At 71.1% G+C, this 18,723-nt stretch carries 17 protein-coding genes, 1 rRNA gene and 1 pseudogene; 7 read left to right on the top strand and 12 right to left on the bottom strand.

Annotated elements, in window-relative coordinates; genetic code table 11:
• Positions 1-212: 212 nt before the first annotated feature.
• Both ACH01S_RS27440 and ACH01S_RS27435 read right to left on the bottom strand, forming a co-directional pair.
• Positions 213-731, bottom strand: coding sequence for a DUF1707 and DUF4870 domain-containing protein (locus ACH01S_RS27440; RefSeq protein WP_067897624.1), 519 nt, complete (start codon positions 729-731; stop codon positions 213-215).
• A 35-nt stretch (positions 732-766) separates the two neighbouring features.
• Entirely contained in the window at positions 767-1,579 is an 813-nt protein-coding gene (locus ACH01S_RS27435; protein WP_067897621.1) for a polysaccharide deacetylase family protein, read from the bottom strand.
• Between the two features lie 172 nt (positions 1,580-1,751).
• Here ACH01S_RS27435 and ACH01S_RS27430 point away from each other — a divergent pair, with 172 nt between their 5' ends.
• Entirely contained in the window at positions 1,752-2,123 is a 372-nt protein-coding gene (locus ACH01S_RS27430; RefSeq protein ID WP_067897618.1) for a hypothetical protein, read from the top strand.
• A gap of 71 nt (positions 2,124-2,194) precedes the next feature.
• Here ACH01S_RS27430 and ACH01S_RS27425 read toward each other — a convergent pair whose 3' ends face one another.
• From ACH01S_RS27425 to ACH01S_RS27415, 3 genes are all read right to left on the bottom strand, one after another.
• Complete coding sequence (locus ACH01S_RS27425) at positions 2,195-2,869, bottom strand: O-methyltransferase (RefSeq protein ID WP_067897615.1); 675 nt, start codon at positions 2,867-2,869, stop codon at positions 2,195-2,197.
• Between the two features lie 1,363 nt (positions 2,870-4,232).
• On the bottom strand, positions 4,233-4,604 hold the full coding sequence (locus ACH01S_RS27420) for a VOC family protein (protein ID WP_067897841.1): 372 nt from the start codon (positions 4,602-4,604) through the stop codon (positions 4,233-4,235).
• Positions 4,605-4,819: 215 nt separating this feature from the next.
• Positions 4,820-5,755 (bottom strand): DUF4192 domain-containing protein, encoded by a 936-nt coding sequence (locus tag ACH01S_RS27415; RefSeq protein ID WP_067897612.1) that lies wholly within the window; start codon positions 5,753-5,755, stop codon positions 4,820-4,822.
• 165 nt (positions 5,756-5,920) lie between these two features.
• On the opposite strand from ACH01S_RS27415, the gene ACH01S_RS27410 reads away from it, so the two are divergent.
• Entirely contained in the window at positions 5,921-7,981 is a 2,061-nt protein-coding gene (locus tag ACH01S_RS27410) for an ATP-dependent DNA helicase (protein ID WP_174564917.1), read from the top strand.
• A gap of 11 nt (positions 7,982-7,992) precedes the next feature.
• On the opposite strand, the gene ACH01S_RS27405 is transcribed toward ACH01S_RS27410, so the two are convergent.
• The 3 genes from ACH01S_RS27405 to ACH01S_RS27395 all read right to left on the bottom strand — a co-directional run bounded on the left by ACH01S_RS27405 (position 7,993) and on the right by ACH01S_RS27395 (position 12,574).
• A complete protein-coding gene (locus tag ACH01S_RS27405; protein WP_067897608.1) occupies positions 7,993-9,204 on the bottom strand; it encodes a pyridoxal phosphate-dependent aminotransferase in 1,212 nt (403 codons plus the stop codon).
• Between the two features lie 74 nt (positions 9,205-9,278).
• On the bottom strand, positions 9,279-11,789 hold the full coding sequence (locus ACH01S_RS27400; RefSeq protein ID WP_067897605.1) for an ABC transporter permease: 2,511 nt from the start codon (positions 11,787-11,789) through the stop codon (positions 9,279-9,281).
• A complete protein-coding gene (locus ACH01S_RS27395) occupies positions 11,786-12,574 on the bottom strand; it encodes an ABC transporter ATP-binding protein (protein WP_083981200.1) in 789 nt (262 codons plus the stop codon). The genes ACH01S_RS27400 and ACH01S_RS27395 overlap by 4 nt, the downstream gene beginning before the upstream one ends.
• Before the next feature lie 214 nt (positions 12,575-12,788).
• Here ACH01S_RS27395 and ACH01S_RS27390 point away from each other — a divergent pair, with 214 nt between their 5' ends.
• Genes ACH01S_RS27390 through ACH01S_RS27380 form a run of 3 tightly spaced genes read left to right on the top strand, consistent with a single transcriptional unit; the run spans position 12,789 to position 15,327 of the window.
• The gene (locus ACH01S_RS27390; RefSeq protein WP_246237225.1) at positions 12,789-13,463 is read left to right on the top strand and encodes a TetR/AcrR family transcriptional regulator; all 675 of its coding nucleotides are present in this window, start codon (positions 12,789-12,791) and stop codon (positions 13,461-13,463) included.
• Between the two features lie 44 nt (positions 13,464-13,507).
• Complete coding sequence (locus tag ACH01S_RS27385; protein WP_067897598.1) at positions 13,508-14,518, top strand: AurF N-oxygenase family protein; 1,011 nt, start codon at positions 13,508-13,510, stop codon at positions 14,516-14,518.
• Positions 14,515-15,327 carry an SDR family NAD(P)-dependent oxidoreductase gene (locus ACH01S_RS27380; RefSeq protein ID WP_067897594.1) on the top strand — a complete coding sequence of 271 codons (813 nt, stop codon included), beginning with the start codon at positions 14,515-14,517 and terminating at the stop codon, positions 15,325-15,327. The genes ACH01S_RS27385 and ACH01S_RS27380 overlap by 4 nt, the downstream gene beginning before the upstream one ends.
• Here ACH01S_RS27380 and ACH01S_RS46185 read toward each other — a convergent pair.
• Positions 15,307-15,559 (bottom strand): annotated as a pseudogene (locus ACH01S_RS46185) (aa3-type cytochrome oxidase subunit I); the annotation flags it as partial. The gene ACH01S_RS27380 and the pseudogene ACH01S_RS46185 overlap by 21 nt on opposite strands.
• Positions 15,560-15,721: 162 nt before the next feature.
• Here ACH01S_RS46185 and ACH01S_RS27375 point away from each other — a divergent pair.
• The gene (locus ACH01S_RS27375; protein WP_067897590.1) at positions 15,722-16,216 is read left to right on the top strand and encodes a 2-thiouracil desulfurase family protein; all 495 of its coding nucleotides are present in this window, start codon (positions 15,722-15,724) and stop codon (positions 16,214-16,216) included.
• A gap of 18 nt (positions 16,217-16,234) precedes the next feature.
• Here the strand turns inward: ACH01S_RS27375 and ACH01S_RS27370 are convergent, their stop codons facing one another.
• Positions 16,235-16,873, bottom strand: coding sequence for a TetR/AcrR family transcriptional regulator (locus ACH01S_RS27370; protein ID WP_067897587.1), 639 nt, complete (start codon positions 16,871-16,873; stop codon positions 16,235-16,237).
• An 87-nt stretch (positions 16,874-16,960) separates the two neighbouring features.
• On the opposite strand from ACH01S_RS27370, the gene ACH01S_RS27365 reads away from it, so the two are divergent.
• Complete coding sequence (locus tag ACH01S_RS27365; RefSeq protein ID WP_067897584.1) at positions 16,961-17,680, top strand: SDR family NAD(P)-dependent oxidoreductase; 720 nt, start codon at positions 16,961-16,963, stop codon at positions 17,678-17,680.
• A 29-nt stretch (positions 17,681-17,709) separates the two neighbouring features.
• On the opposite strand, the gene ACH01S_RS42655 is transcribed toward ACH01S_RS27365, so the two are convergent.
• Both ACH01S_RS42655 and rrf read right to left on the bottom strand, forming a co-directional pair.
• A complete protein-coding gene (locus tag ACH01S_RS42655) occupies positions 17,710-18,417 on the bottom strand; it encodes a hypothetical protein (protein WP_148344823.1) in 708 nt (235 codons plus the stop codon).
• A gap of 89 nt (positions 18,418-18,506) precedes the next feature.
• Positions 18,507-18,623, bottom strand: a 5S ribosomal RNA gene (gene rrf / locus ACH01S_RS27360).
• Between the last annotated feature and the right edge of the window lie 100 nt (positions 18,624-18,723).

Below are 18,723 nucleotides of genomic sequence, written 5' to 3'. Positions count from 1 at the left end.
ACCACAGCCCTCCGACATTCCGCGCGCACGGCGGCGCGGCGCGGCGGGCGGGCGTCAGACCTGGCCGCCGGGCGATCCCCGGCGAGGCATGCGCGTACCCCGAGTGCGCGACGTCACCCGGGGATGGACAAGCAGGCGTAAACCGCGCTCGGTTCCTGGTCGCGTCTCTGGCCGGTGGACGCGTGAAGCGTGAGGCGCGCTCGGGGCCGCCCCTACTTGATCAGGCGGAGGATCCAGGGGTAGCGGAAGGTCTGTCCGCTCAGGGCGAAGATGGCCGCGATGATGGAGAGGATCCACGCGACGGCATAGAGCGCGCCGCCGATACCGAAGGTGACGATCGTGACGAGCAGCAGCGTCACGTGGAAGTTCACGGCCTCCGCCGCCTGCCGCCGGACGTACCCCGACCGCTTTCCGCTCACCAGCATCAGCACCAGCGGCCCCACGAACAGCGTCGGAATGGCGACGGCATGGGACACCGCGGCGAGCATGCGGTCCTCTCCCGTGGGCGCCTCGCCGTCCCAGTGGACGGGGGCCGAGGGGACGGGCACCAGGTCGCAGGTCACCGCGCCCAGGTCGTTGCGGGTCTTGGCGGTCATCGCCAGATGCATGCGCAGGTCGAATTCGTCGTGGTCGAGGCGGCCCTCGGCGTACGCTTCCTGAAGGCGCTCGATGACCGGTTCGCGTTCGGCGTCCGAGACCCTCAGATCCCCCACCGCGTAGCTGCTGTCCATGTCTTCATGGTCGGCGCGGAAAGCGCGTCGGGCCATCAGGGAAGTCCCTGACCCTCCCCTGAGTTCCGCCGGTCGTACTCCTCCCCCGGGATCAGCCTGCCGCCGAAGAGCTCCGGCACGGTGACGAACGTGTAGCCCTCGCCCGCCAGCCGGTCGATGATCTCCGGGACGGCCTTCACGGTGGTCGGGTGGATGTCGTGCATAAGGACGATGTCGCCCGGCTTCACCGCCTTCAGCACCCGGCGCTCGACATATCCGGTGTCGCGGTGCTCCCAGTCGACCGGGTCGACCGACCACAGCACCTGCGCGAGCCCCAGTTCGCGGGTGAGTTCCGCCAACCGTTTGGACGTCGACCCATAAGGCGGACGGAGCAGCACGGGCGTGTACCCGGACGCCTGCCGGATCGCGTCCTGCGTCCTCGTCAACTCCGAAAGCGTCTGCTTCTTGGACGCTCTCCCGAGGTCGGCGTGCGTGTAGCTATGGTCGGCGATCTCGTGCCCGGCGTCGTGCTCGCGCCGCACCAGATCGGGACGCTTCACGACGTTCTCCCCGATCAGAAAGAAGGTCGCCCTGACCTTGCGGGCGGCGAGGATGTCCAGCAATTCGGCGGTGCTCTCGCTCGGACCGTCGTCGAACGTCAGCGCCACACATTTCGCACGCGCGCAATCGGGAGGCGGCGGTTTGGGCGGTTCCGGCGGACGTTTCGGCGCCTTGTGGTCGGGCCCGCGGCCGTGCGCGGCGGTGAGCTCGACACGTTCCGCGCCGGGGGCGAATGTGCTCAGCCATCCGCAGATCGCGGCCGCCAGCACGGCAGCGGCCGCCCGCCGGACCAGGACCGGCCCGTCCATCAACACCCCCGCTGGTGGTCCCCCTAGGCTCGCCAGTCTAGGACGCGGTCCTCGTCCTGCCGGGTATGTCGGCGCTGTGTCGGGAACCTCCGGACGCCGAAAGCTCGTTATTGTCGTACATCGCAACCGGCTTCGGAATGGTTCCGGAGCCCTTCGGACAACGGGGCAGGCAATGAGGTTCCGGGATCGATTCGGGATCCGCAAGAACCGCGGATCGACGGTGACGAAGCTCGACCGCGAGGCGACGGACGCCGACATCGAGGCATTGATCGCATTCGCCCGCTCGCGCCGCGGCGTCGAATTCTTCGTCGAGCCGGAGACCTTCGCCACCGACACCACCGCCGTGGCCGTCGCCCACGACGGCGAATGGACGCGCCGCCGCGTCGGCTCCCCCAAGGTCATCGGCAAGGTCGCCCACGACCTCGGCCTCCCGGTCTACGACGTCCAGATCGTCGGCTACCCGCCCCGCATGCGCGCCTGGAACGCCCGCAACCCGGACCGCCGCATAGACCCCGGCACCCCCGGCCAAGCAGTAGCCCCCTAACCCCAACCACCGGCTACCCACCCGCCCATAGCACCACCCGCCGCACGCAGACCGAACGATCCTCAGGTGGGTCAACCGGTCCGGCGGATGAGTGTGAAGCCGTCCCACCCCTTGATGCCCACCGTCTGGAGCGTGGTGGCGTCCAGGCGCGGATCACTTGCGATGTCGGCCACGACTGCCCGCACCCCCTGAACCCTGGCGTCGGAGCTGCTCGGATCGGTGACCGCACCGTTGCGGACGACATTGTCGATCACGATCACGGCACCCGGACGGGTCAGCGCCAGCGACGCCCGCAGGTAGGCCGGGTTGCTCGGCTTGTCCGCATCGATGAACACGAAGTCATACGGCGCGACGCCATCGTCGATGAGACGTTGTGCGGATTCGGCCGCCGGGCCCACCAGAACCTCAACGCGATCGGCGACCCCCGCGCGTTCGAGATTTCGCTGGGCGACCTCTGCGTTCTGTTCCTCCAGTTCCAGGGTGGTCACATGTCCGCCCTCACCGACAGCGCGCGCCATCCATACCGTGCTGTACCCGGCAAGGGTGCCGAACTCCAGAACGCGACGCGCCCCGGCGACCTGGCAGAGCATCGCAAGGAGCTTCCCCTGGTTAGGCGACACCTCCGCCTGGGGCATCGTGGTGCGCGCACCAGACGCGCGGGCTTCACTGAGCGCACCGTCCTCGACAACAAGAGACTCGATGAAGTAGGCGTCAACCTCACGCCACACCTGTTCAGACGCATACATGGCCACTACCTCCCCTGCCGGAGTCAACCATGATCCACTTCCGAGGGCGACCAAAAAAGCAAGCCCGACCACGCCCGATCCCAACACCCCCACCACACACCACTAAGCAGGCACAAGCGACGAAGGCACCGCCCACGCGCCGCACTCCCCAGCGCGCGCAGGCACCCACGACAGGCCCGGCAGGCAAACCGGCCGACACACCAGCAGCCACAACGCCGCCGACACGGCCTGCACACACAGACCAGCACACAGCAAGCACCGTCCACGAACACGGCGGGAACACACAGCGCAACCGGCGTAGCGCGGCATGGCGCGGACGGCGCGAACAGCGCAGCATGGCGCAATTGGCGCGGGCGGCGCGGCATGGCGCAGACGGCACGGCATGGCGAGACGGCGCAGCATGCGTGAGGCACACGCGCGGCGCGGCATGGGCGACGCGGCAGGCGAAGACGTCCGGGCGGCGCGGCGCGGGCGGCGCAGCATAGGCGAGGCACACGCGGCGCGGCAGGTACAGCGCGACAGGCAAGGTTGAGGCGGCAGCCGAGGCCAACGGCACGGCAGGCGCGGCGAGCAGAACGGCCGACACACCAGCAGACACAACGCCGCAGGCACGGCATTGCGCGCCCAGACGACACAGCATCACCCAGCACACAGCAAGCACCGTCCACGAACACGGCGGGAACACGCAGCGCGAGCGGCGCAGCGCGGACGACGCGGTGTGGCGAAGACGTCCGGGCGGCGCAGCGCGGGCGGCACGGCATGCCGCAGACGGCACGGCATGCCGCAGACGGCACGGCATGGCGCAGACGGCGCAGCATGCGTGAGGCACACGCGCCGCGCGGCATGGGCGACGCGACAGGTACAGCGCGGCAGGCAAGGTTGAGGCGGCAGCCGAGGCCGACAGCACGGCAGGCGCGCCGAGCAGAACGGCCGACACACCAGCAGACGCAATGCCGCAGGTATGGCATGCGCGCCCAGACGACACACCATCACCCAGCGCACAGCAAGCACCGCGCGCAAACACAGCCTGAACACACAGCGCGAGTAGCGCGGCTCGCATGCGCACGGCCCGGCATGCGCACGGCGCATGCGCGGCGCGGTGTGGGCGGCGCGGCAGGTACAGCGCGGCAGGCAAGGTTAGGGCGGCAGCCCCGGCTAGACGGCCGCAGGCGCGGGCGGGGACGGCGGGTAGCGCGCGGCCTGGTGGGAGTGGCAGTGCAGCACGGCGCCGTGGGTAGGCGGTATGGCGCGGTGCTGTGCGGGTGGGGCCGTGCGGGCGGGACGTGGGTGTGGCTGGTCTGTTGTGGGCGGTCGTCTGGGGTGGTGCCCTGGCGGCAGGGGGTCTGCGCAGGGGGTGGGGTGGTCAGGTTAGGCGGGCTCGTAGGAGGCAGAATTCGTTGCCCTCTGGGTCGGTCAGGACATGCCAGGTCTCCTGGCCGGTCTGGCCTATGTCGGCTGGGCGGGCGCCGATGGCCAGGAGGCGCTGGAGTTCGGCGTCCTGGTCGCGGTCGGTGGGGTTGACGTCGATGTGCAGCGGCAGCTTGCCCGCTTTGGGGTCGGTGCTGGGGCTGAAGATCAGGGTCGGTTGCAGGCCGCCGAACCCTTCGGGCGGCCCGATCTCGATCGCGCCGTCCTCCGTGTCGAGGACGCTGAACCCCAGAACCTCGCACCAGAACGCGGCCAGCGTCTGCGGGTCCCGGCAATCGATCACCAGCTCGGAAATGCGACATGCCATGATCAGCACCCTAGGCGAGGCACCGGGCGCGAGAACACGGCCCCCTGCTCACAGCGGGAAGCGCCGGGGGCCGCATCCGGCCCGGCGGCCGCCGCGAAGGGTGTTCGCCACGCTCCGCGACGGCGCTATCGGCGGCTCCGCTCGTCCGTGGACTCCTCAAGTCAGACGTTTGGCCAGCAGTGCACCGCACCAGCTGGGGGGGCGGGTGTTGCGGGTCAGCTTGCTGCTTGGCGGTGGTCCTTTCGGCATTTGTGGAGTTTGGACGGGGGGATGCCCGCGTCGATGACCTCGTGGAGCAGGACGGCCATCGTGTAGGACGGGTCGGCGTTCAGGGCGCGTTCGAGGGCGACGTTGGCCAGGCCGCCGTCGCCCGCGCTGTAGGCGGCGTAGGCCAGCAGGGACGCCGGGGCCGGGACGTACCGCTCCTCGACGCGGCGCAGGACGTCCCGCCAGAAGACGATGTCGGCGGCGGGGGCGTCCTCGTCCAGCCGCAGCCAGGCCTCGTCGCGGACGCGCAGGTCGGTGAGGTGGACGCCGAGCCGGGCCACCTCGTCGTCGGTCGCGAGGACGCCTACGTGCGCGCGGGCCAGGACGCGGTCGAGAAGGGCCAGTGGGTCGGAGTCCGGCCCGGGCTCGACGCGTTCGGCGCGCTCGGTGGCGCGGCGCATGGCGGCCCTGCCGGGGCCGTCGAGCGGCTGGACGGAGCGGACGAGCGCGTCCCGGTCGGCGAGGACGACGCGTCCCGCGAAGGTCGCCTCGGCGGCGATGGCGCTGGCGGAGACGTCGTAGGGGACGCCCTCCGCCGGGCAGTCGGGAGTGAGCGGCCAGTAGCGGCCGTCGGCGACGCGGGCGGCCCCGGCGACGGTCACGCCCGCCGAGCCGAGGGCGGCGTGCATGGCGGCGGCGGACTCGCCGACCTCGGCCGCCGGGCCGTAGCCGAGCAGGAGGGCGCGGCGGAAGCCGTGACCTGCGAGGACGACGGCCGTCCGGTCGGCGGCCGCGCACGCCGGTAAGTCGAGCCGGGCCGCGCAGGCGCCGGGCAGGGAGCCGTCGAAGCCGATCACGACGAGGCTGCGGGACGGGTGGAACCCGAGCAGGTACGGCACGGCCGCGATGGCGTCGAGCAGGGTGCGGATCACCATTGATGTCATGCCGTCGACGCTCGCAGCCGGGCGGCACGCGGCGCCCCGGATCCGCCACCTGTGGATAACTTCGGGCGGTCGGGTAGCGGACGCGGGTGTCCGCCCCGGACGGTAGCGTTGGGCGACGTGCCCGCCCCTGATCTGCTGACCGGCAGCGATACCCGGATTCCCGACATGGCGACCCTGCTCGCCGCCGCCGTCGCGTCCATCGGGGGCGCCGAGAGACCGGGCCAGATGGAGATGGCCAGGGCGGTGGAGAAGGCGATCGAGTCCGGTGAGCACGTCGCCGCGCAGGCCGGAACGGGGACGGGAAAGTCGCTGGCCTATCTCGTCCCGGCGGTCCGGTACGCGGTGGAGAAGCAGACGACGGTGGTCGTGTCGACGGCGACGATCGCGTTGCAGCGCCAGCTCGTCGACCGCGACCTGCCGCGCCTGGCGGAGGCGCTCGGCCCGCTGCTCGGCACGGAGCTGAAGTTCGCGATCCTCAAGGGCCGCCGCAACTACCTCTGCCTGCACCGTGTGCAGACGGGCGTCCCGGAGGAGGACGAGGGCCCGAGCCTGTTCGACCCGCAGCAGCTGTCCACGCTCGGACGCCAGGTGAAGCGCCTCAACGAGTGGGCGGACGAGACCAAGACCGGCGACCGCGACGAACTGGTCCCCGGGGTGAGCGAACAGGCGTGGCGGCAGGTCGCCGTCACCGCGAAGGAGTGCCTGGGAGCGCAACGCTGCCCGCACGGCACGGAGTGCTTCGCCGAGCTGGCGCGGGCGGAGGCGGGCGACTCGCACATCGTCGTCACCAACCACGCCCTGCTCGCCATCGACGCGCTGGAGGAGTTCCAGGTCCTTCCTGAGCACGATGTCGTCATCGTGGACGAGGCGCACGAACTGGTCGACCGGGTCACGTCCGTCGCCACCGGCGATCTGAGCGCGGCCGGTGTCGAGACGGCGGCCCGCCGGTGCGGACGTCTCATCGACGAGACCACCGCCGACAGGCTGAAGGAGTCGGCGGAGGGCCTCGGCCTTCTCCTGGAGGAGATGCCCGCCGAGCGTATGGACGTCCTGTCCCAGGCGCTTGGGAACACCCTCGCCTCCATACGCGACGCCGCGCACGCGTGCGTCACCTCGCTCGGCCCGGAGAGGAAGGACGCCGACCCGGGCGACGCCGCCGCGCGCAAGGCGGCACGGTCCTCGCTGGAAGACCTCCACGACACGGCCGTGCGGATGCTGGACGCGTTCAAGCCGGAGATGGCGCAGCGCTTCGACGTGGTCTGGCTGGAGAAGCCGTTCGTCCAGGACGGGCGCCCGAAACGTCCGCCCACGCTGCACGTCGCGCCGATCGGGGTGGGCGGCCTGCTGCGGACGACCCTGTTCGAGCAGCGCACCGCGATCCTCACGTCCGCGACGCTGACGCTGGGCGGGTCGTTCGAGCCGCTGGCGCGCCAGTGGGGCCTGCCGCCGCTGAACGAGAACGGCCCGCGGGACGCGAAGACCGCCGCCGAGGGCCTCGCCCGGACCGCGACGGAGACCGAGAAGGCCGCCGAGGCCGAGGACATCGCCTGGTCAGGGCTCGACGTCGGCTCCCCGTTCGACCATCCGAAGGCGGGCATCCTGTACGTCGCGCGCCATCTCCCCCAACCCGGGCGGGACGGCCTCGCCGACGCCTACCTGACCGAGATCACCGAGCTGATCGAGGCGGCGGGCGGCCGCACGCTCGGCCTGTTCTCCTCGATGCGGGCGGCGCGCCGGGCGGCCGACGAGCTGAAGGACCACCTGTCGCATCCGCTCCTCTGCCAGGGCGACGACTCCACGTCCCTCCTGGTCAAGCAGTTCGCCGACGACGAGCGGACGTGCCTGTTCGGCACCCTGTCGCTCTGGCAGGGCGTGGACGTGCCCGGCCCGTCGCTGCAACTCGTCATCATGGACCGGATCCCGTTCCCGCGCCCGGACGACCCCGTGTCATCGGCGCGGTCGCGGGCGGTCGCGGCGCGCGGCGGCAACGGCTTCATGGCGGTCGCCGCGACGCACGCCGCGCTGCTCCTCGCCCAGGGCGCGGGACGCCTGCTCCGGTCGATGGACGACCGGGGCGTCGTCGCCGTCCTCGACCCGCGGCTCGCCACGGCGCGCTACGGGGGTTTCCTCAAGAACTCGCTGCCGCCGTTCTGGGCCACGACCGACCCGGACGTCGTCCGCGGAGCCCTGCGCCGCCTCGACGCCGCCGCGTCCAACCCGGCCTAGGACACCACCGGTCAGCGACGGTAGGTACTGAGGAATTCGCCTATGCGGCCGACGGCGTCCTCCAGGTCGTCGGCGTATTGCAGGGTGACGATGCGGAAATGGTCCGTGGACGGCCAGTTGAACCCCGTCCCCTGAACGATGAGCAGTTTCTGCTGTTCGAGAAGGTCGAGCGCGAACCGCATGTCGTCCTCGATGGGGTACATCTCGGGGTCGAGCCGGGGGAAGACGTAAAGCGCGCCCATGGGCCGTACGCAGCTCACCCCCGGCAGGTCGTTCAGGAGTTTCCACGCGCGGTCGCGCTGCTCGCCCAGCCGTCCGGTCGGCAGGACCAGGTCGTCGATGCTCTGGTAGCCGCCGAGCGCGGCCTGGATGGCGTGCTGCCCGGGGACGTTCGGGCACAGCCGCATGTTGGCCAGTATGTCCAGGCCCTCTATGTACGACTCGGCGTGCTCCTTCGGCCCGGACAGCGCGACCCAGCCCGCCCGGAACCCCGCCACGCGGTAGTTCTTCGACAGCCCGCCGAACGTGAGGCACAGCAGGTCGGGGGCGAGGGACGCGATCGGCACGTGCTCGGCGTCGTCGTACAGGATCCGGTCGTAGATCTCGTCCGCGAAGACGATCAGGTTGTGCCGCCGGGCCAGCTCGACGATCCCGGTCAGCACCGCGCGCGGGTACACCGCGCCGGTCGGGTTGTTCGGGTTGATCAGGACCAGCGCCCGCGTCCGGTCGGTGATCTTGGACTCGATGTCGTCCAGGCCGGGCGCCCAGTCGGCGGCCTCGTCGCACAGGTAGTGGACGGGCGTCCCGCCGCACAGCGACACCGCGGCCGTCCACAGCGGGTAGTCCGGGGCGGGGATCAGCACCTCGTCGCCGTCGTTGAGGAGCGCCTGCAGGGTCATCACGATCAGCTCGGAGACGCCGTTGCCGAGGTAGACGTCCTCGACGTCGACGCCGGTGACGCCGTCGTCCTCCAGCCGCTGCACGATGGCGCGGCGGGCGGGCAGGATGCCCTTGGAGTCGCTGTAGCCGTGCGCCTCCGGCAGGTTGCGGATCATGTCCTGGAGCAGCTCCGGCGGCGCCTCGAAGCCGAACGGGGCCGGGTTGCCGATGTGCAGCTTGAGGATGTTGTTGCCCTGCGCCTCCAGCTGCTTGGCCCGCTTGAGGACCGGCCCCCGGATGTCGTAACAGACGTTGGTCAGCTTGCCCGACTGGTTGACCTGCATGGACTCACCATAGCCAGGCGACGCTCCCCCACGCCCGTCCCCCCGGCCGTCGACACGGCCGGGGGGACGGCGGATCACGGCGCGGAGATCGCCGACAGGATCGCCAGCCGGGCCGCGCGCCGCGCCGGGCGCACCGCGGCGAGCGCCCCCGCCACCGCGCCGACCGCCCCGACCACGGCCAGCGTGACGACCGGCGGCGCGAACGGGTTGCCGAGGGCGGCGCCGAGCCCCCAGCCGAGGAAGAGCCCGAGCGCGATCCCGCCCGCCGTGCCGAACAGCGCGACGATCACCGATTCCCAGCGGACCATGGACCGGATCTGCGGGCGCGTCGCGCCGACCGCGCGCAGCAGGCCGAGTTCCCGCGTCCGCTCGTGGACGGCCAGCGACAGCGTGTTCGCGATGCCGAGCAGGGCGATCACGATCGCGAGGACCAGCATCCCGTACACGACGGTGATGAACCCCCGCTGCTCCTCGGTCAGGGACGACACGAAGTCGTCGCGCGTCTGCACGTCCGGGCCGCCGTAGGGCTTGGCGAGCGCGGTCAGCGCCCGCTCCGCCTCCGCGACGGACGCGCCGGGCTTCAGGTCGACGAACACGCGCGTGTCGAGCGGCTGCCCGGTGTGCGCGTCGAACACCGTCCGCGGGACGACGTAGTCGCCGGTCAGGTCGGTGTTCTCGTAGATCGCGCCCACGGTGAGCCGCTGCGACGCGCCGTCGGCGAACGTGACAGGCACCGTCGAGCCGACCCGCCAGCCCTTGTCGTCGGCGACGCCCTTCGCGACGGCGAAGGTGCCCGCGTCCGACAGCGCGCCCCGCTTGACGTCCAGGTCGAGGACGCGTCCCAGCGCGGCCGGGTCGGCGACGCTCACGGTGGAGGCGTCGCCGTCCACCCGCATGGCGCCGCCGCCGACGCCCGCGACCCGCTCGACCTGCGGCAGCCGCGCCGCGTCCCGGGCGAGCCCGGTGCCGAACCCGCCGGTCTCGTTGTTGCCGGAGTTGACGACCAGCGGGCCCTTGAACGACCCGGCGACGCTGTCCTCCAGGGACGCGCCGAGCGACCCGATGAACACCGTCAGCAGCGTCACGACGCCGACGCCGATCATCAGCGCGGTCGCGGCGCCCGCCGTGCGCTTCGGGCTGCGGGACGCGTTGTCCCTGGCCAGCGCCCCGGCGACACCGCGCGTGCGGGCCGCGGGCGCGCCGATGAGCGCGGCGGCCGGACGCGCGGCGACCGGGCCGAGCACGACCGTCGCGACCACGCACAGGATCGCGCCCGCGCCCGCCATCGCCAGCTGCTCGCGGACCGCGCCGAACACGACCGTCCCGGCGGCGACGGCGGCCAGCACGCCGCCGACGATGACGCGCGTGTCGGTCGGCCGGGCCGACTCCGCCGCCGTCTCGCGCAGCGCCGCGAGCGGCGCGACCCGGGACGCCCGGAGCGCGGGCCCGAGCGCCGCCACCAGCGTCACCACCAGGCCGACCGGCACGGCGATCAGGAGGGAGGTGGCGGACACGCTCAGCCCCTCCATCGCGATCCCGATCCGGAACGCGCCGAACAGCCAGCGCAGGAACAGCGCGAACCCGATCCCGCCGGCGAGCCCGGCGAGCGTCGCGGCGGCGCCGATGACGAGGGCCTCGAACCCGACGATCGTCATGACCTGGCGGCGTCCGGCGCCGAGCGCGCGCAGCAGCGCCGACTCGCGGGTGCGCTGCGCGATCGTGATCGCGAACGTGTTGTGGATGCTGAACGCGGCGACGAGCAGCGCCACCCCGCCGAACGCGCCGAGCACGGTCCGGAAGATCTGCAGGAAGCCGGACTCGACCTTGGACATGCCCTCGTCCACCTGCGCCTTGTTCGTGATCGCCTCGGTCCCGCCGGGCAGGACGGGGCGGACGCGCGAGGCCAGCTCGTCCTGGCTCACGCCGTCCGCGGCGCGGAGCGAGACCTCGCTGATCCGGTCGGGCGACTTCGCGACGTAGCGGCGGGCGTCGTCCAGGGTGAACGCGGTGAACGACGTCTCGCCGAAGGCGTCCTCGTCGCCGAACTTGCTGATCCCGACGACGGTCACCGGGACCTTCTCCGGGGTGAGCACCGCCGTCCGGTCGCCGACCTTGAGCTTGCCCTCGTCCGCGAACATCTTGTTGATGACGACCTCGTTCGGCGCGCGGGGCGCGCGTCCCTCGGCGAGCCGGTAGGGGTTGAGCTTGGGGTCGGTCATCCAGTTCCCAGCGGTGCGCGGGCCGCGCGAGGCGATGACGGTGCCGTCCTTGGCGAGGAGCTGCCCCGAGCCCCGGATGACGGGTTCGGCGTTGGCGACGCCGTCCACCCGGCGGACCTTGTCCAAGACGGACGCGTCGATCTGCCCACGCGACCCCCACGGCTCGTCGCTGACGCTCACCGCGTTGCGGACGGTCACGTCCGTCTTGCCGAACGCCTTGGAGTAGTACCCGTCGATGCTCCCCGCGAGGGTGTCGCCGAGCACGAGCGTTCCGGTCAGGAAGGCGACGCCGAGGAAGACCGCCACCAGCGAGCCGACCATGCGGCGCTTGCGTCCCCACAGTTCCTTGAAGACGAGCCCTGTCATCGGACGTCTCCCAGACCGCGCATCCTGTCCAGCACCCGGTCGGGTGTGGGCGCGTCCATGACGTCGACGATCCGGCCGTCCGCGAGGAACACGACCGCGTCGGCGTGCCCCGCCGCGACCGGGTCGTGGGTGACCATCGCGACGGTCTGGCCCAGGTCGTCCACCGCGTTGCGGAGCAGGTTCAGCACCTCGCCGCCGGTGCGGGAGTCGAGGTTGCCGGTCGGCTCGTCCGCGAACACGATCTGCGGACGGGTGACCAGCGCGCGCGCGAGCGCGACTCGTTGCTGCTGCCCGCCCGACATCTCCGACGGGCGATGCGACAGCCGCTCCCCCAGCCGCAGCACGCGCACCACCGTCGCCAGCCACTCCTTGTCGGGCGTCGTGCCCGCCAGCGTCATCGGCAGGAGGATGTTGTCGCGCGCGGTCAGCGTCGGGAGCAGGTTGAACGCCTGGAACACGAACCCGATCCGCTCGCGCCTGAGCTTCGTCAGCCCCCGGTCCGACAGCGCGCCGAGCTCCTGGTCGCCGACGTAGACCTTGCCGGACGTCGCGTCCTCCAGCCCCGCCACGCAGTGCATCAGCGTGGACTTCCCGGCCCCGGACGGCCCCATGATCGCGGTGAACCGGCCCGCCGGGAGCTCCACGCTGACGTCGACGAGCGCCCGCACCGCCATGTCGCCGGAGCCGTAGACCTTCGTGAGCCCTTCGGTCCGGGCGCCGCCGCCGCTGCGCGCCGCGCCCGTGTCGTCGTCGATCGATCGCCTTGCCTCTGCTGCGTTTCCCATGCCCGGGATCGTGGCGGCGCGGCATGCCGCCCGTCGTCGGGTCAGGAGATGCACCGCGCCTGCTCCCCCGGACGCAGGGCGGGCGCGCCGACTACGTCCCGCGCGGTACGCGGCGGGGGCGCCCGGCGATCAATAAGACTCGATGTCCAATTGTGACGCGGACAACATACATGCAGGCTTGCTTGCTTGTATGTCGGCTCGTACCGTCGGGGGCATGGCAGTGAGCAGCCGCCGACGGCGCGGGCACCGCCCGCCGCGGCGCCGTACGCAGGAGGAACGCCGGTCGCACACGCAGGCGCGCCTCCTGGAGGCGACCATGGAGTGCCTCGTCGACCTCGGCTGGTCCGGGACGTCCACCACGGAGGTCGCGCGGCGCGCCGGGGTGTCGCGCGGCGCGCAGCAGCACCACTACCCGACCAAGATGGTGCTGGTCGCGGCGGCGCTGGAGCACCTCCTCGAAGCGCAGCGGCTGGCGTACGAGACCGCGTTCGCGGTGCTGCCGCCCGAGCGGCGCGACGTCTCCGGCGCGCTCGACCTGCTCTGGGAGGTGTTCCGCGGACGTCCCGCGAAGGCCCTCATGGAGCTCGCGGTCGCGGCCCGCACCGACGACGAGCTGCGGCCGCTGTGCCGCGACCTGAACGAGCGGATCCTCCAGGTCATCCTGGAGACCTTCGAGCGGCTGTTCCCGGCGAACACGCTGCCCGCCGACCTCGTCCCGACGATGCTGCGCGGCGTGTTCGCGATGTTCGTCGGGCTGTCCATCCAGAACGCGCTGGACGACGACGCCGACGGCCACCAGGCCGCCGTGCTGCGCCAGGTCAAGGACGTGGCGCGGCTGATCGTCCCGGGCCCCGGAGTCCCCGCGGCCATCCCTGACACCACCCCCTGAACGTCCGTCGGCCCCGGCCGACCGCCCCTAGGGAGCGCCCCGAAATGCCCGAAGCCCCCACCGAACTCGCCGAAGAGGTCCGCGAGCAGATCAAGGACAGGAAGTCCTACCTCGGCGTCATCGACCGCCTGAACAAGGCGTCGGTCGACAAGCACTGGGAGGCGTACGCCGACATCCCGTGGGACGACCCCGAGTTCACCGTCGACAAGAACGACCCGCGCTGGGTGCTGCCGCCGTTCGACCGGCTCGGCGAGACCGAGTGGTACCGGTCGCAGCCGCCGGAGATCCAGGCGCAGATCGGGCTGTGGCGCGTCGCCACCGCCATGAAGATCGGGCTCCAGTTCGAGAACCTGCTGAAACGCGGGCTGCTCAACTACGCCTACCGGCTGCCGAACGGGCGCCCGGAATTCCGGTACGTCTACCACGAGACGACCGAGGAATGTCACCACGGGATGATGTTCCAGGAGTTCGTGAACCGCACGAAGATGCCGATCCGCGGGATGCCGCGCTCGCTCAGCTTCATCGCGCAGGCCGCGCCGTGGATCCCGCTGGTCAGCACCGAGATGTTCTTCGTGTTCGTGCTCGGCGGCGAGGACCCGATCGACTACGTCCAGCGCAAGTCCCTGAAGGGCGGGCACATCAAGCACCCGCTCGAAGAGACCATCATGCGGATCCACATCGCGGAGGAGGCCCGGCACATCTCGTTCGCCCGGCACTACCTCAAGCACCGCGTGCCGAAGATGAACCCGCTGCGCCGCCGCATCCTCGGCGTCGCGACGCCCGTCGTGCTCGGCGTGATGGCCCGGATCATGCTGTCGCCGCCCGGCCCGATGGTGCGGCACTTCGGCATCCCGAAGGACGTCGTCCGGCAGGCGTACCGGAGCGAGGCGTCGCAGGCCGAGATCGCCAACTCGGTCGGCAAGATCCGCGACCTGATGGCCGAGCTCGGCGTGGTCGGCCCGGTCGGCAAGCAGGTGTGGCGGGCGTTCGGCATCTGGGACGAACCGAAGCAGCGCCGCGCCGTCGCGGCCGCACCCGAGCGGAGCGCGCGATGAGCGTCGCGATCGTGACCGGAGGCGCGTCCGGCATCGGCCGCGCGATCGCCACGTCCCTGGTGGCGCGCGGCGACACCGTCGTGGTCACCGACGTCAACGCCGACGGCGCGGCTCAGGTCGCGGACCGGTTGAACGGCCTCGGCAAGGGCAAGGCGTCCGCGACCGCGCTCGACGTCACCGACGCCGACGCGGTCAGCGCCGTATACCAGTCCGTGAAGGACGACCACGGGCGGCTCGACCTGGTGTTCAACAACGCCGGGATCGCCATCGGCGGCCTCGCCGAGGAGCTCACGCTCGACCACTGGAACCGCGCGATCGACATCAACCTCAAGGGCGTCGTGCACGGCGTCCACGCCGCCTACCCGATCATGCTGGAGCAGGGACGCGGCCACATCGTCAACACCGCGTCGCTGGCGGGGCTCGTCCCGATGCCGATCGGGATCCCGTACACGGCGACCAAGCACGCCGTCGTCGGGCTGTCCCTCGGGCTGCGCGCCGAGGCGGCCGGACGCGGCGTGAAGGTCAGCGTCGTCTGCCCGAGCTTCGTCGACACCCCGCTGCTGCACAACGTCAACCCGGACCTGCCCGAGACACCGATGAGCGGCGACGCCACGGGCGACATCGCGAAGGCGTCCCCGCGCCTCTACACGGCGGAGAAGCTGGCCCGCGACATCATGCGCGGCGTCGCCCGCAACCAGGCGCTCATCGTCGCGCCCGCGCACGGGCGGCTGGCGTGGCGCGGCGTCCGGCTCAGCCCCGGCGCGGCCGTCCGCGTCGCCCAGCTCGCGGTGAACCGCATCCGCAGCTGACGTCGCCCATTCCAGGGAATTGCCGTGGGATCGTCGACGTCCACCGGCGTGGCATGCCTTGCCGTCCGGTGTAGAGGAAGAACAGCGTCGACACGCCGAGCAGGAAGGCGCCCGCGCTGGACACCCGGTTCAGCGCGGTGAACTCGTCCGCGTAGCGTCGCGGCATCCCTTCCGCACCCAGCCAGTACTGGACGAGAAACGTCGTGTGGAAACCGACGAACAGCGCCCAGAAACCGCGACCGTGCCGCGAGGACGGCGCGCACGGTTCGCCTCCAGAAGTGGACAGCCGAGAAGGGCCATGCCGGGCTCCCGGCGGACGGGGGTCGCCCTCCACTATTCGCCGGGGCCGTCGCGGGAGGTAAGACATTCGCTCGACCTGCATAGGCTGGGGTGCGTGGAACGCATTCTGGTCAGCTCCTGCCTCGTCGGACGGCCCGTCCGCTACGACGGCGCGGCGAAACCGGTCGGCGGGGAGCTCGTCGAACGGTGGCGGACCGAGGGGCGGCTCGTCCCGTTCTGCCCCGAGGTGTCGGGCGGCCTGTCCGTGCCGCGCCCACCGGCCGAGATCGTCGGCGGCGACGGGCACGCCGTCCTGGACGGGACGGCCCGCGTCCGCACCGACGGCGGCGCCGACGTGACCGCCGAGTTCCTGCGCGGCGCCCGCCAGGCGCTCGACGCGGCCCGGCGGACCGGCGCGCGCATCGCACTGCTCAAGGAGGGCAGCCCGTCCTGCGGCAGCAACCGCGTCTACGACGGCACCTTCACGGGCACGTCGATCCCGGGCGAGGGTGTGACGACGGCGCTGCTCGAACGCGAGGGGATCCGCGTCTTCAGCGAGAACGACCTGGCCGCCGTGGCGTCCCTGCTGGAAACACTGGAATCCGGCTGAGCGGCCGGGCCTCGGGGGTCATCGGGGCCCGTCGTGCCTGCGGTCGATCTGTTCCTCGGTCAGCGGCCGGACGTCGATCGGGTGCGCGGCGGTCGCGCGCAGGCCGTCGAGGTAGAAGGCGAGGCAGCGCCGCCAGGCGTCCGGCGCGACGTCGATCGACTCGCGGATGACCTGCGACATCGCCCACATCAGCGTCGCGACGTCGGACGCCTCGAAGTCGTCGCGGAGCTGCCCGGACGCCTTGGCTCGCGCCATGATCTCGACCAGGTTCGCGAAGCCGCGTTGGCATGCCGCGCTGACCTCGGCCGCGAGCGGGAAGCGCCGGACCAGCGCGTCGTTGAGCCCGCGGTCCTCGGCCTGCAGGGCGAAGAGGCCCTCGATGAAGACGACGAAGCCGTTCCATGGGTCGGGGTCGGACAGCGCGGCCTCCGCGATCCGGTCCAGCTTGGCGAGCCGCTCGGGGAAGATCGCGTCGAAGAAGTCCTCGCGGGCCGGGAAATGGTTGTAGAGCGTGCCGATGCTGACTCCGGCGCGGCGCGCGACCTCCTCCAGCGGAGCGTCGAGCCCGCGCTCGCCGAAGACGGCGGCGGCCGCGGCGAGAAGTCTCTCCCGGTTGCGCGCGGCGTCGGCCCTGCGGGGTCTCGTCGTCTCGGCCATACCCCCATCCTATGAATTTGAGGGCACCCTCAAGTTATGTGCTAACTTGAGGGCCTCCTCAAGTTGAGTGCATGGAGGTTTCGCGTCATGTCAGCAACGACCGTCGTCATCGGTGTCGGGCCCGGCCTCGGCATGTCGATCGCGCACCGCTTCGGCCGTGAAGGCCACCGGATCGCGCTCGTCTCGCGGAACGGCGCCCGGCATGCCGGTTACGTCTCCGCGCTGGCGGACGCGGGCATCGAGGCGACGTCCCATCCGGCCGACGTCCGCGACCGGGACGCCCTGCTCGCCGCACTGCACACGATCACCGAACGGCATGGTGGGATCGACGCCGTCTACTACGGCCCCGGCGCCGCGGACCCCGCCGCGCGCCCGGCACCCATCACGTCCACCGACGTCGCCGCCGCCAAGGAAGCGATGAGCTGGGTGTACCCGGCGATCGAGACCGTCGGCGCCGTCCTGCCCGGGATGGTGAAGCGCGGCGACGGCGGGCTGCTGTTCGCCGGTGGGCTGAGCTCGGTCGTCCCCATGCCCGCGATCGGGAACCTGGCGATCTCGTCCGCCGCATTGCGGAACTACGCGCTGACCCTCAACGCGGCCCTCGCGGACCAAGGCGTCTACGCCGGGACGCTCACCATCGGCGGCCTGATCGAGCGCGGTGACATCCACCAAATGGTCACCTCGCAGCCCGACCACTTGGACGGAATGGTCGTCGGCACACTCAACCCGGACACCCTCGCGGACGCCGCCTGGAGCCTCTACACGAAACGAGACGCCCCAGAGGCCGTCTTCAACGCGTTCGCGTAGACGGGCTGAGCTTCGGGAATTCGGGCGGGTCAGAGCACGTCATCTTCTGGAGGTCTCTGGTGGGTGCCGCCGACGCGCTCTGCTCGCAAGCGGGGGTCACTTTCGAGGAGTCCGGCAATGGCTTCGGCCGCCTGCTCTTGCGGGTCGGCCTCTGTCACGTCCAGCCGGAACAGATACTGACTCCACAAGGCGTCACGGGCGGACGGCCCCGCGGGCAGCCGAGGCGTGAAGAAGGAGACGCGCACCTCGCGGCGCTCCCACGGAAGGCATTCGACGAAGGCGAGTTCACTTGTCCAGCGGGCGAGAATATCGGGGCGTCCCCGCAGTTCCTCGCGAAGGAGGCGCGCGACCACGCGGCCGGGCCATTCCCAATCGCGTTCGCTCTCGGCACGTCGGAGTTCAGCCAGGTATGCGGCTGCGTCGAAGCGGAACGTGTCCAGGGCGAGGGCGGGCTTGTCGGGGTTTCGCCAGCCGTCCCAGACGACCGTGTTCCCGTCCCTCCGAACTCGTACATAGAGCGCGCCACAGCACTCTTCCGTGCATCGAGCCTCAGCCAAACGCACCGTGTTGACGCCACTGCCAGGACGCAGTGAGCCGAGTAGACGATCGGGGTCTTCTGCGGGGCCGGCGTCGAAGGCTTCTGCGATGATGTCCCGCCCGTCGATGAGCAGCTTCGTCGTGACGAGGTCGTCTGAGTGTTCGTCCGGTGCGACGACTTCGATCTCTAGGCGATTCACCGTCTGACCCAATCCAGCGTCCGCGAGCAACACAACCCTAGAAATGAGGAAGGCCCCGCCGATAACGGCGGGGCCTCCCCTTAATAAATGTCCGGCGGTGTCCTACTCTCCCACACAGTCTCCCATGCAGTACCATCGGCGCTGAAGGGCTTAACTTCCGGGTTCGGGATGGGACCGGGTGTTTCCCCTCCGCCAAAACCACCGAACGCCCAACGCACCACCCCACACGGGGCGGGCAAACCTAGCGTCCGAACAGCCAAGCTCGGAGCAATATTCACTTAACAAACTGGTTCCCGTTTGTTTTCC

It is taken from the genome of Actinomadura chibensis NBRC 106107, assembly GCF_001552135.1.
GTDB lineage: Bacteria > Actinomycetota > Actinomycetes > Streptosporangiales > Streptosporangiaceae > Spirillospora > Spirillospora chibensis.
This window is presented reverse-complemented; position numbering and strand designations above follow the sequence as displayed.